Origin of the sequence: Kitasatospora indigofera, from assembly GCF_014655955.1 — a bacterium.
GTDB lineage: Bacteria > Actinomycetota > Actinomycetes > Streptomycetales > Streptomycetaceae > Kitasatospora > Kitasatospora indigofera.
Genome location: NZ_BNBO01000005.1, coordinates 18,174 through 30,362, shown reverse-complemented (window position 1 = coordinate 30,362; position 12,189 = coordinate 18,174). Strand labels below are relative to the sequence as shown.

The following is a 12,189-nucleotide window of genomic DNA, read 5'->3' as shown; positions in this document are numbered from 1 at the left end:
GTGCGGTCGGTGCCGGGCCGTGGTGTGCCGTCGGCCCGGAGCGGCGGGCGGCGGGGCCGGCCCCGGGCCGGTTCAGCCGGCCGGGCGGCCGAGGGTGAGGTCGGCGAAGCGGGCCAGCGAGACGGTGCCGGGCGCGAAGTAGCCGGTGTGGCCGTGCGATCCGGTCGAGGGCAGGTGCCGGGCACCGAAGCCGTCGCCGGTCGGGTCGGCGCCGTGGCCGAGGCCCAGCAGCGAGACGTGGGGGACGTCGCCGATCCAGTCCGAGCCGTTGCGGTCGGTGGCCCAGAGCGGCACCCGGGGGTCCAGGGCGGCGGCGTCCGGCACGCCCATGCCGGGGGAGCCCAGCACCACCACGCCGGACGCCTGGGCGGGGCCGGGGGCGGCCAGTCCGCAGACCACCGAGCCGTAGCTGTGGCAGAGGACGGTCGCGGGTGCCTGCGGCGAGGTGGTCCGCGCCAGGCCGGTGAGGAACCGTCCGAGCCGCTGCGCGCCGGCCTCGGCGAGGTCCTCGGCGGCGGCGTCCAGGCCGACCCCGACGGGGGTCGTGTAGCCCGCCCAGGCGATGACGGCGGCCGTCCGGCCGGTGGCCTCGTACAGGGCGCGGGCCATGCCGGCGGGCGTGCCGTAGGGATCCCGGGCGCGGTCGAAGCTCATCAGGTCGATGTCGGAACCGGGCACCACGACCGCGGTGTGCCGGGCGCCGGCCAGGTCCCCGTAGACCTCGGCGACCGTGCCCCGGCCGCGCGGGTCGAAGGCGAGGATCTGCCGCCCGTCGGCCAGCAGGCCCTGGTAGCGCTCGGCGCGGGCCCGGGCCGCCTCGTGGTCCCGGCCGGTCAGCGCCGGGTCGCCGGCCCGGGCCCGCTCCTTGCCGAGCTCCTCGCCGAGGGCCAGCGCGTTGGCCCGGTAGCGCAGCGGGACGGGCGCGCCGTCCAGGTTGCCCACCACCTGGGGGTGGCGGACGGCGAGGGCCTCCCGCTGCGCCGCCGGCAGGGCGGCGAAGAAGTCCGCCACCTCGGCGGGCGCCGCGCCGGCCGGGTCGGGCAGCCGGACGCCGAGCGTGGTGTCGGCGACCCAGGCGGCGCTGCCCGGCGGCGGCCCGGTGACCGGCGTCTGCGAGTCGGCGGCGGCCCAGCCGCCCGCGCCGAGCAGGGTGACGGCGGTGATCGCGGCGGCGGCCAGCGTCCGCCTGAAGCGCAGCAGCATCGTTCTGTTTCTCCCTCGTGCGTCCGGTGCGACGAGGGAGAAGGTAGGAAGGCGAAGGCCCCGCGGGCGTCACACCGCGGGGCCAACCACCGGGTACCACCCGGGTATCAGGCGGGTGCCAGGAGGGGCGTCACTGACCCGGCGTCACCAGCCCGGACTCGTAGGCCAGCACCACCGCCTGGGCGCGGTCGCGCAGGTCGAGCTTGGCGAGGATGCGGCCGATGTGGGTCTTCACGGTCTGCTCGGCGAGCACCAGCCCGGCCGCGATCTCCTGGTTGGACAGGCCCCGGGCGATCAGCTCCAGCACCTCGGTCTCACGCGGTGTCAGGCCGTTGAGCCGCAGCTTCGGGTCCCGGCGCGGGGCGGGCCGGGTCCGGGCGAAGTCCTCGATCAGCCGGCGGGTGACGGAGGGCGCGAGCAGGGCCTCGCCGGCCGCGACCACCCGGACGGCGGCGATCAGGTCGGCCGGCGGGGCGTCCTTGAGCAGGAAGCCGCTGGCCCCGGCGCGCAGCGCCTCGTACACGTAGTCGTCCACGTCGAAGGTGGTCAGCATCAGCACCCGGGGGCGGTGCCCGCCGTCGGTGCGGCCGAGCAGCTGCCGGGTGGCCTCCAGGCCGTCCATGACGGGCATCCGGACGTCCATCAGGACGACGTCGGGGTGGGTGCGGCCGCTGACCTCCAGGGCCTGCGCGCCGTCCGCCGCGTCGCCGACCACGTCGATGTCCGCCTGCGCGTTCAGCAGGGCGGCGAAGCCGGCCCGCACCATGGCCTGGTCGTCGGCGATGATCACTCGGATGGTCACTCGGCGCTCTCCTCGGGGCTGTCGATCGGCAGTGCGGCGGCGACCCTGAAGCCGCCGTCCGGCAGCGGGCCGGTGTCCAGACTGCCATCCAGCAGCCGGACGCGTTCACGCATGCCGACCAGGCCGTGGCCGGTGCCCTCCGCCGGGTGCTCCAGTGGCTCGACCCGGGCCGGCGGGGCCGCGTTGGCCACCGTCACCAGCAGCCGGCCGTCCTCGACCGTCAGCGAGACCAGGGCCTCGGCGCCCGGCGCGTGCCGCACCACGTTGGCCAGCGCCTCCTGGACGATCCGGTACGCCGAGAGGTCCACCGCGGGCGGCAGCGGCCCGGCGGCCTCCGCGCTGACGGTCAGCCCGGCGTCCACCCCGGCCCGGCCCACCGTCCCGACCAGCCGGGCGAGGTCGCCGACGCCGGGCTGCGGGGCCTTCTCCGGGCCGGAGTCCTCGCTGCGCAGCACGCCCAGCAGCCGGCGCATCTCGGCCAGCGAGGCGCGTGCGGTGCCGGCGATGGCGGTGAACTCCTCGGCGGCGTCGGCCGGTACGCCGGTCAGCCGGTAGGGCGCGCTGGCGGCCTGCACCGCGATCACCGACATGTGGTGGGCGACCACGTCGTGCAGCTCGCGGGCGATCCGGGCGCGCTCCTCCAGCAGGGTGCGGCGCCCGCGTTCGGCCTCGCTGATGTGCTCCTGCTCGACCAGCAGCCGGCGGGCCTCGGCCCGCTCGCGCAGCGCGCCGCCGAGCACCAGCACCGCGCCCGGCAGGGTGATCCCCAGCAGGCTGTTGTCACCGCCGAACCGCCCGTCGGGGGCGAGCAGGGCCAGCGTCAGGGTGGCGGCGGCGGTGGCCAGCCAGACGGCGAGGAGGGTCCGGCGGGGCTCCCGCAGGGCGAGCGGGACCATCAGCAGGCAGTAGCCGACGACGGAGGTGGCCGGCCAGGGCCAGACCGAGCCGGTCGGCTCCCCGCCGGCGAGCAGCAGCAGGGCGGTCAGCAGGTGGGCCGAGCCGATGATCCACCAGGCCGGCAGCGGGCGGCTCACGGCGAGCAGCAGGGGGACGCTCTGGGCCACCGCCAGCCCGGCGGCGAGGCCGGCGTTCAGGCCGTAGTCGTCGGCCAGCACGTTGATGGAGCTGGGCAGCAGCGCCGTCACGGCGCCGAGGGCGAGGACGTACGGCAGGTACCGCAGCCAGCGGGGGGAGGCGTGGGCGAACAGCGGGGTGTGGTCGGGGGACGGCCGGGCCAGGGCGGTCGCCAGCGCGGCCAGGGGGGAGGGGCCGGTACGTCCGGTGGGCGGGGAGTCCATGCCGCCCAAGCCTAGGAGCCGGGCGGGCGGCGGGCGTCCGACCGGGGGCCTGTCCCGCGGGTGATACCGGGGTATGACACCCGGCCGGCCGGGAGCAGGCGCGACCGCGGGTCAGGACCGCCAGTCGCCCGCCAGGGCCGGCCCGAGCTGGTCGAAGTGGCGTTCGATCAGCTCGATCATGCCGTCCGGCCCGCTGTCCTCGGGCTGGGCGGACCACGCCAGGTGCGCCGAGCGCAGGACCCCGCCGAAGACCGCCGCCATCACCTTGGGGCGCAGGTCGACGGCCGGGTCCAGGCCCTCGCGGGCGGCGAGCAGGCCGGCCACCACCTGCTCCTGCTCGGTGATCCGGCGCAGGTGGGCGGCGAGCAGCGTGGGGGTGTCCTCGATCATCTGCATGAGTTCCAGTGCGGCGGTCACCCCGCTCGGCCCGTCGTGCCGGCTGCTGGCCAGGTCGCGCCAGCACTGGACGATCGAGGCGCGCAGCGCCTGGAGCGGGCTCTCGCCGGCTGGGCGGCCGCGCAGGCACTCGATGAAGTAGTCCTCGGCGTCGGCCATCACGGCGAGGGCGACCTCGTCCTTGTTGGCGAAGTAGCGGAAGAAGGTGCGCTGCGAGACGTCCACGGCGGCGGCGATCTCGTCGACCGTGGTGTGCCCGAAGCCCTGCTGGAGGAAGAGCCGGTGGGCGGCCTCGACCAGGGCGTCCCTGGTGCGCTGCTTCTTGCGTTCGCGCAGGCCGACGACCCGGGCGGCCGGGTCGGTGGCGGGGGTCGTGAGCTGCGCGGCCATGGCGGGGGCCTTCCGACTGCGGGCGGCGGGGGTCAGGGCCAACGATAGCGCTCTGACAAATGTCAGCCATAGGCAGAAGACAGGGTTTGCCGAATGTCAGGAGCTGACATAATCTCCCGGGGGTGGCGTCCGCCGGGCCGCAGTACTCGTGGGGACGGGTGGGCCCGCGGCGCCACGCCAACGTTCCGTGTCGTCAACGCCCCCCGGAGGGCCGTCAGATGAGCCAGTCCGTCGTCAAGAACGCGAAGGCGGACGCCCCGCCGCCGGGCAGGTCCGCCCCGGCGGGGAGGCGCCTGCAGGGCCACCCCTGGCTGACCCTGCTCACCGTCGCCGTCGGCGTCATGATGGTCGCCCTGGACGGCACCATCGTGGCGATCGCCAACCCGGCGATCCAGAACGACCTCAAGGCCTCGCCGGCCGACATCCAGTGGGTGACCAGCGGCTACCTGCTGGCCCTCGCGGTCTTCCTGATCACCGCCGGCAAGATCGGCGACCGGTTCGGCCACAAGTCGACCTTCCTGGTCGGCGCGGTCGGCTTCGCCGCCTCCTCGGCCGCGATCGGCTTCGCCGGCAACATCCAGACGGTGATCGCCTTCCGCGTCCTCCAGGGCCTGTTCGGCGCGCTGCTGCAGCCCGCCGCGCTCGGCCTGCTGCGGGGGGCCTTCCCGGTCGAGAAGCTCAACATGGCGATCGGCATCTGGGCCGGCGTGATCGGCGCCTCCACCGCCGCCGGACCGATCGTCGGCGGCCTGCTGGTCGAGCACGTCTCCTGGCAGTCGGTGTTCTTCATCAACATCCCGGTCGGCCTGCTGGCGCTGCTGCTCGGCATCTGGGTGCTCAAGGACGTCCGGGCCGAGAACGCCGCCAAGTCCTTCGACATCCCCGGCATCCTGCTGCTCTCGGCCGCGATGTTCATGCTGGTCTGGGGCATCATCAAGGCCCCGAGCTGGGGCTGGGGCGACACCAGCACGCTGCTCTTCCTCGGCGGCGCGGTGCTCGCGCTGGTGGCCTTCGCGCTCTGGCAGCGGGTCGCCCGCGAGCCGCTGATCCCGCTCAGCCTGTTCCGCTCGGTGCCGCTGTCGGCGGGCACCCTGCTGATGATCCTTATGGCGTTCTCGTTCTTCGGCGCGATCTTCTTCGTGACCTTCTACCTGCAGAACGTGCACGGGATGTCGCCGGTCGACGCCGGTGTCCACCTGCTCCCGATGACCGGCATGATGATCGTCGGCGCCCCCGCCGCGGGCGCCGCGATCGGCCGGGTCGGCCCGCGGATCCCGATCGTGGTCGGCATGGTGCTCACCTCCGTCGCGATGTACGGCATGTCCACCCTGGACGCCGGCTCCGGCAGCGGCGTGATGTCGCTCTGGTTCGTGCTGATGGGCCTGGGCATCAGCCCCGTCCTGGTCGGCGCCACCGAGGTGATCGTCGGCAACGCCCCGCTGGAGCTGTCCGGCGTGGCGGGCGGCCTCCAGCAGGCCGCGATGCAGGTCGGCGGCAGCCTCGGCACCGCCGTGCTGGGCGCGCTGATGGCCGCCAAGGTCACCGACGTGCTGCCGGGCAACTGGGCCGCGGCCGGGCTGCCGCCGGTCGAGGGCGCCCAGGCCCAGGGCCTGGAGCAGGCCGCCCAGCTGGGCATCGCGCCGCCGCCCGCCCCGGGCACCCCGCAGCAGGTGGTGGACGCGATGGCGACGGCCGTCCACGACTCCTTCGTCAGCGGGATGTCGCTGGCCTTCGCGGTCGCCGCCGTGGTGGCCTTCGTGGCGGCCCTGCTCGGCCTGCTGACCCGGCGCGGCACCACCGACACCGGCCCGGCCGTGCACATCTGAGTCCGGCCCGGCCGGTCCCGCTGATCCCGCGGGCCTCGATCCGTGGCCCCGGCACCCGGCCCCTGACGTCCTCCCGGCGGCAGGGGCCTCGCCGTCGGCCGGCCCGGCCGGGGGGACGGACCCGCGCCGGTGCCGCCGGCCCGCCCCGGTGCGGGCGGGCCGGCGGAATCACCCGGCCGCCGAGGGTGTGGCGCCTTGCCCGCCGCCCGGGTGCGCGGTGGGCTGTCCGCATGACCAGCCAGCACGCCGTCGTCGTGGACCCGCCGCCCGCTCCCGCCCCGCCGGCGCCGGGCCGCGCGGCCCGGCTCCTCGGGCGGCCCGGGGTGTTCGCCGTCGCAGCCGGAGCCGCCGCGACGGCGCTGATGGCCGCGCGGATCTTCCTGCCCGGTCCGATCGGCCTGGCCGACAACGGCGACGGCCCGCGGCGGATGTGCGCGCTGGACAGCGTCGTGCAGGTCGACCCGGGCTCCGCCCCCTGGTGGGCGTACGTCAACTTCGGCTACGTCCGGGCGCAGCCGGGCGAGTGCGAGCCGGCGGGCGGCTACCGCAGCAGCGCGGCGGTGCTGCTGCGGCTGGCGCGGCCGCTCGGGCACTGGCTCGGGCTGCCCGGCGAGGTCGACCTCCGGGCGCTGGCGGTGCTCTTCTGCCTGCTGGCCGGCCTGGCCGTCGGGGTGTTCGCGGCCGCGCTCCGCGGCGGCCTGCCCACGCGCTCGCTGATCTGCCTGGCCCTGTTCCTGGTGGTCGGGGACAGCATCTTCGCGGGCTACGCCGCCTCGCCCTACAGCGAGACCGCCGGACTGCTCGGCATCCTGCTGGCGGCCGCGGGGGCGACCCACCTGGGCGGCTCCCCGCGGGCGCGGCGGGCCGGCCTGCTGGTCCTCACGGCGGGCGCGGTGCTGGCGGTCGCCTCGAAGACCCAGGCGGTGACGATGGCGTTGCCGTTCGCGGCCCTGCTGCTGTTCGCGCACGTCCCCCCGGCGCGGGCGGCCAGGGCCTGGGCGGGGCGGGTGCTGCCGTGCTGCGCGGCCGCCCTGATCGTGGCGACCGGGGCGGCCGCCGCCCAGTGGCAGCCGGAGCCGTTCAAGGTGATCAACCCGACCGAGGTGGTCTTCGTCGGCCTGCTCGGCGCGGCCGACGACCCGGCGGCCGCCGCCGTCGAGCTGGGACTGCCCGCCGACTTCGCGCAGTACGCCGGTCGCAGCTGGTGGTCGGCGGACCCGCCGCAGAACGACCCGCGCTGGCCCGGGGTGCGCGGCCGGATGACCTACCCCACCGTCGCCCGGTTCCTGCTGCACCACCCGGACGTCGCCGCCGGCATCGCGCTCGGGGCGGTGGAGGACTTCGGCGCCGCCCGGCCCGGCTACCTGGGCTCGTACCCGGTGGGCGCGGGGGAGCCGGCCGGCTCCCAGGAGTCCCGGCTGGCGGTCTTCGGCACCCTGCTGCGCCTGCTGGGCGGCGGCCCCCTGCTGCTGCTGGTGCTCGGCCTCGGCGCGGGGGCGGCCGGCCGGCTCCGCGCCCTGCGGCACCACCCGGCCCGGCGGGCGTTCGCGTCGGCGGTGCTCTGCCTGGCCGGCGTCACGGCCGTCCAGTTCCTCACCGCCGCGTACGGCGAGGCGGTCGAGGGCGTCAAGCACCAGGTGTTCGCGATCTGTGCGGCCGGGCTGGTCCTGGTGCTGGCCGCGGCCGGGCTCTGCTGCGCGCCCCGCCCGGGGGCGGCCGGCGGGGGTGCGCTGCCGCCACCGCGGCAGGAGCCGGCCGGGGCGCAGGAGCACGAGCAGGAGCAGGCCCGGCGCCAGCCGGGCCGGGCCTAGCCGTACGGTCTCCGGAGACCGCCCCGCCGTACGGGCCCCGGAGACCACCGCCGGCCGGGCCCGGCCCCGGCCCGCGCTACCGGCCGCGGCCCTGCTGGAACCGGCCGGTGTCGAGCCCGACCAGCGGCGCCGGGTAGTCCGGCCGTTCGGCGAGCAGCCAGGGCTGGTGCACCGCGGCCCCGGGGACGTGCGCCAGCTCCGGGACCCAGCGGCGGACGTACGCCCCGTCCGGGTCGAAGCGCTTGGCCTGGGTGAGCGGGTTGAGCACCCGGTTGGGGCGGGTGTCGGTGCCGGTGCCCGCCACCCACTGCCAGTTCAGCTGGTTGTTGGCCACGTCGCCGTCGACCAGCAGGGAGAGGAAGTGCGCCGCGCCCGCCCGCCAGTCCAGGTAGAGGGTCTTGGCGAGGAAGCAGGCGGTGAGCAGCCGGGCCCGGTTGTGCATCCAGCCCTCGTGGGCGAGCTGGCGCATCCCGGCGTCGACGATCGGGTAGCCGGTCCGGCCGGCCTTCCAGGCGGCCAGCTCCGCCTCGTCCCGGTGCCAGCGGTCGTCGTGCGGCCGGTAGTCGGCGTGCGCGGCGTCCGGGCGGGCGGCGAGCACCTGGTGGTGGAAGTCGCGCCAGACCAGCTGCCGGACGAAGGCCTCCGCACCCGGGCCGCCGCGCCGCTCGGCCAGCGCGACCAGTTCGGCGGCCGAGAGGCAGCCGAAGTGCAGGTAGGGGGAGAGCCGGGAGGTGCCGTCGCCCTCCAGGTCGTCGTGCACCTCCTCGTACCGGTCGACCTGCCAGGCCGACCAGCGGGCGCGGCCGGCGCTCTCGCCGCCGGCGGGCAGCCCGGGTGAGTCCGGGCGGACGTCCGGCAGCGCGCCGCCGGGTACGCCGTCCGGCACGTCCGCCGGCACCCGTACGGCGCGCGGCGCGGCCACCGGGTGCCGCCGCTGGGCGGCCCGCCAGGCCCGCAGGTACGGGGTGAAGACGGCGTAGTGATCCTTGCCGGCGGGGGTGACGGCGCCGGGGGCCAGGGCGGTCAGCACCGCGTCGTGCACCCGCAGCCGGCCGCCGAGGGCCTCGCGCAGGGCGCTCTCCCGGCGTTGGGCGAAGCCGCTCACGCCGGCGGCGACGTGCACCGACACCGCGCCGGTGGCGGCCGCCAGCCGGGCGGTCTCGGCGGCCACCGCGCCGCGCCGCAGCACCAGCCGCCCGCCCCGGGAGCGCAGGCCGGCGTCGAGGTCGGCCAGGCAGCCGGCGAGGAAGGCGGACCGGTTGGGGACGGCGAAGCCGGTGGCGGCCACGCCGTCGTCCAGGACGAACAGCGGCACCACCTCGTCGGCGTCGGCGAGGGCGGCCCGGAGCACGGGGTTGTCGTGCAGCCGGAGGTCCTGGGTGAAGAGCGCGATGGAGACGGACATGCCTCATGGCTACCGCCGCGGCGCCGGCCGCCCGGGCCGACACGCCCGGCCGTCGCCCGGCGAACACCAGTGCGGGCGGGTGCATGCCGAAGGGCCGGACCCCCCCGAAGGGAGTCCGGCCCTCGTACGGCCTGTTGGAGCTACCGGATCAGGCGTCGCCGCCGGCGGCGCCCGGGTCGGCGGAGGCGACGTCGAGCAGCTGGTAGCGGTCGATCGCCTCCTTCAGCGCACTGCGGTCGACCTTGCCCTGCTTGGCGAGCTCGGTGAGCACGCTCAGGACCACCGACTGGGCGTCGATGTGGAAGAAGCGGCGCGCGGCACCACGGGTGTCGGCGAAGCCGAAGCCGTCCGCACCCAGCGACTGCCACTGGCCCGGGACCCAGCGCGAGATCTGGTCCGGCACGGCGCGCATCCAGTCGGACACGGCGACGAACGGGCCCTCGGCACCGGTGAGCTTGCGCGTCACGTACGGGACGCGCTGCGGCTCCTCCGGGTGCAGCAGGTTGAACTCCTCGGTCTCCACCGCGTCGCGGCGCAGCTCGTTCCAGGAGGTCGCCGACCAGACGTCGGCCTTGACGTTCCACTCCTCGGCGAGGATGCGCTGGGCCTCCAGGGCCCACGGCACCGCCACGCCGGAGGCGAGGATCTGGGCCGGGATCTGGCCGGCGGTCGCCGGGGCGTACCGGTGCAGACCCTTGAGGATGCCCTCGACGTCGACGTTCTCCGGCTCGGCCGGCATCTTGATCGGCTCGTTGTACACCGTGATGTAGTAGAAGACGTCCTCGCCGTGCGGGTGCTCGGCGCTGGAGCCGTACATCCGGCGGATGCCGTCCTGCATGATGTGCGCGATCTCGAAGCCGTACGCGGGGTCGTACGCGACGACGCCCGGGTTGGTCGAGGCGAGCAGCTGCGAGTGGCCGTCGGCGTGCTGCAGGCCCTCACCGGTGAGGGTGGTGCGGCCGGCGGTGGCGCCGATCACGAAGCCGCGGGCCAGCTGGTCCGCCATCTGCCAGAACTGGTCGCCGGTGCGCTGGAACCCGAACATCGAGTAGAAGACGTACACCGGGATCAGCGGCTCGCCGTGCGTCGCGTACGACGAACCGGCGGCGATCAGCGAGGCGGTGCAACCCGCCTCGGAGATGCCGTCGTGCAGCATCTGGCCCTTCGGGGACTCCTTGTAGGCGAGCAGCAGATCACGGTCGACCGACTCGTAGGTCTGGCCGAGCGGGTTGTAGATCTTCGCCGACGGGAAGAGCGAGTCCATGCCGAAGGTGCGGTACTCGTCGGGCGCGATCGGCACGAACCGGTTGCCGATGCCCTTGTCCCGCATGAGGTCCTTCAGCACCCGGACGAACGCCATGGTGGTGGCGATGGTCTGGTTGCCGGACCCCTTCTTGACCGCCTTGTAGGCCTCGTCGCCCGGGAGCTCCAGCTTGCGCGGCCGCACCTTGCGGGTCGGCATGTAGCCGCCCAGCTCCTTGCGGCGGTCGTGCATGTACTGGATCTCTTCGGAGTCCTTGCCCGGGTGGTAGTAGGGCGGGTAGCCCTCGTCGAGCTGCTTGTCCGTGATCGGCAGGTGCAGCCGGTCGCGGAAGCGCTTGAGGTCCTCGGTCGTCAGCTTCTTCATCTGGTGGGTCGCGTTGCGGCCCTCGAAGTTCGGACCGAGCGTCCAGCCCTTGACGGTCTGGGCGAGGATGACCGTCGGCTGGCCGGTGTGCTCGCGGGCCGCCTTGAACGCCGCGTAGACCTTGGCGTGGTCGTGGCCGCCGCGACCCAGGTGCTGGATCTGCTGGTCGGTCATGTCCTCGACCATCTTGCGCAGCCGCAGGTCACCGCCGAAGAAGTGGTCGCGGATGTAGCCGCCGGTCTCGGTGGCGTAGGTCTGGAACTGGCCGTCCACCGTGGTGTTCAGCTTGTTGACCAGGACGCCGTCGCGGTCCTGGGCGAGCAGCGGGTCCCAGCTGCGGTCCCAGATGAGCTTGATCACGTTCCAGCCGGCGCCGCGGAACTGCGACTCCAGCTCCTGGATGATCTTGCCGTTGCCGCGGACCGGGCCGTCGAGGCGCTGCAGGTTGCAGTTGACGACGAAGGTCAGGTTGTCCAGGCCCTCGCGCGCCGCCAGCGACAGCTGGCCGAGCGACTCCGGCTCGTCCATCTCGCCGTCGCCGAGGAAGGCGTACACGTGCGAGTCGGAGGTGTCCTTGATGCCGCGGTGCTCCAGGTAGCGGTTCATCCGCGCCTGGTAGATCGCACCGAGCGGGCCGAGGCCCATCGAGACGGTCGGGAACTCCCAGAAGTCCGGCATCAGCCGCGGGTGCGGGTAGCTGGACAGGCCGTACGGCGCCTTCGACTTCTCCTGGCGGAAGGCGTCGAGCTGCTGCTCGGTGAGCCGGTCCAGGAGGAAGGCGCGGGCGTAGATGCCGGGGGAGGCGTGGCCCTGGAAGAAGATCTGGTCGCCGGACTCGCCGTCCGCGTCCTTGCCCCGGAAGAAGTAGTTGAAGCCCACGTCGTACAGCGACGCGGACGAGGCGAAGGTGGCGATGTGGCCACCGACGCCGATACCCGGGCGCTGGGCCCGGGAGACCATCACGGCCGCGTTCCAGCGGGTCGCGTTGAGGACCTTGCGCTCGATCTCCTCGTTGCCGGGGAAGAAGGGCTCGTCCTTGGTCGCGATGGTGTTGACGTAGTCCGTGCTGCGCATCTCGGGCACGGCGACACGCTTCTCGCGGGCGCGCTCGATCAGGCGGAGCATCAAGTAACGGGCACGCTCGCGCCCCCGCTCGTCGATGGCCGCGTCAAGCGACTCCAGCCATTCCGCGGTCTCCTCGGGATCGAAGTCCGGGACCTGACTCGGAAGGCCGCCAATGATGATCGGGTTGCGATCGGATCCGGAAGCCACGCTGTTCCTTCACTGTCGGTCGAAACTGAGGTGTGTCGCGCCGCCTCCATCGTGTACCGAAACTCGGAGAGCCGTCATCTCTACCGATGGGTAACCGTTCCGCCTGGTGGGCGGGCCGGTCATGAGGTGTGCGGCAGGCTCCGTTGCCTGGCTCGCGCA

Annotated in this window: 8 protein-coding genes; 2 read left to right on the top strand and 6 right to left on the bottom strand. The window is 74.7% G+C overall.

Features of this window, described 5'->3' with window-relative positions:
• Positions 1-72 precede the first annotated feature (72 nt).
• The 4 genes from IE329_RS06780 to IE329_RS06765 form a co-directional block, all read right to left on the bottom strand.
• Positions 73-1,203 carry an alpha/beta hydrolase gene (locus tag IE329_RS06780; protein ID WP_190209908.1) on the bottom strand — a complete coding sequence of 377 codons (1,131 nt, stop codon included), beginning with the start codon at positions 1,201-1,203 and terminating at the stop codon, positions 73-75.
• Positions 1,204-1,333: 130 nt separating this feature from the next.
• A complete protein-coding gene (locus IE329_RS06775) occupies positions 1,334-2,005 on the bottom strand; it encodes a response regulator (protein ID WP_190209907.1) in 672 nt (223 codons plus the stop codon).
• Positions 2,002-3,303, bottom strand: a complete 1,302-nt coding sequence (locus IE329_RS06770) for a sensor histidine kinase (RefSeq protein ID WP_190209906.1) — start codon at positions 3,301-3,303, stop codon at positions 2,002-2,004. Before IE329_RS06770 ends, IE329_RS06775 begins: the two co-directional genes overlap by 4 nt.
• A gap of 111 nt (positions 3,304-3,414) precedes the next feature.
• A complete protein-coding gene (locus IE329_RS06765; RefSeq protein WP_190209905.1) occupies positions 3,415-4,089 on the bottom strand; it encodes a TetR family transcriptional regulator in 675 nt (224 codons plus the stop codon).
• 218 nt (positions 4,090-4,307) lie between these two features.
• On the opposite strand from IE329_RS06765, the gene IE329_RS06760 reads away from it, so the two are divergent.
• Together IE329_RS06760 and wsfD are read left to right on the top strand one after the other, a co-directional pair.
• Positions 4,308-5,915 carry an MFS transporter gene (locus IE329_RS06760; RefSeq protein ID WP_190209904.1) on the top strand — a complete coding sequence of 536 codons (1,608 nt, stop codon included), beginning with the start codon at positions 4,308-4,310 and terminating at the stop codon, positions 5,913-5,915.
• A 230-nt stretch (positions 5,916-6,145) separates the two neighbouring features.
• Positions 6,146-7,726: a glycan biosynthesis hexose transferase WsfD gene (gene wsfD / locus IE329_RS06755; RefSeq protein WP_190209903.1), complete on the top strand. Its 1,581-nt coding sequence runs from the start codon at positions 6,146-6,148 to the stop codon at positions 7,724-7,726.
• A gap of 76 nt (positions 7,727-7,802) precedes the next feature.
• Here the strand turns inward: wsfD and IE329_RS06750 are convergent, their stop codons facing one another.
• Both IE329_RS06750 and aceE read right to left on the bottom strand, forming a co-directional pair.
• The gene (locus IE329_RS06750; protein WP_190209902.1) at positions 7,803-9,131 is read right to left on the bottom strand and encodes a cryptochrome/photolyase family protein; all 1,329 of its coding nucleotides are present in this window, start codon (positions 9,129-9,131) and stop codon (positions 7,803-7,805) included.
• 148 nt (positions 9,132-9,279) lie between these two features.
• Positions 9,280-12,030 (bottom strand): pyruvate dehydrogenase (acetyl-transferring), homodimeric type, encoded by a 2,751-nt coding sequence (gene aceE / locus IE329_RS06745; protein ID WP_190209901.1) that lies wholly within the window; start codon positions 12,028-12,030, stop codon positions 9,280-9,282.
• Positions 12,031-12,189 lie beyond the last annotated feature (159 nt).

Coding starts and splice junctions, on each gene's coding strand:
- IE329_RS06750 (WP_190209902.1), bottom strand. CDS start 9,131: ATGTCCGTCTCCATCGCGCTCTTCACCCAGGACCTCCGGCTGCACGAC.
- wsfD (WP_190209903.1), top strand. CDS start 6,146: ATGACCAGCCAGCACGCCGTCGTCGTGGACCCGCCGCCCGCTCCCGCC.
- IE329_RS06770 (WP_190209906.1), bottom strand. CDS start 3,303: ATGGACTCCCCGCCCACCGGACGTACCGGCCCCTCCCCCCTGGCCGCG.
- IE329_RS06780 (WP_190209908.1), bottom strand. CDS start 1,203: ATGCTGCTGCGCTTCAGGCGGACGCTGGCCGCCGCCGCGATCACCGCC.
- IE329_RS06760 (WP_190209904.1), top strand. CDS start 4,308: ATGAGCCAGTCCGTCGTCAAGAACGCGAAGGCGGACGCCCCGCCGCCG.
- IE329_RS06765 (WP_190209905.1), bottom strand. CDS start 4,089: ATGGCCGCGCAGCTCACGACCCCCGCCACCGACCCGGCCGCCCGGGTC.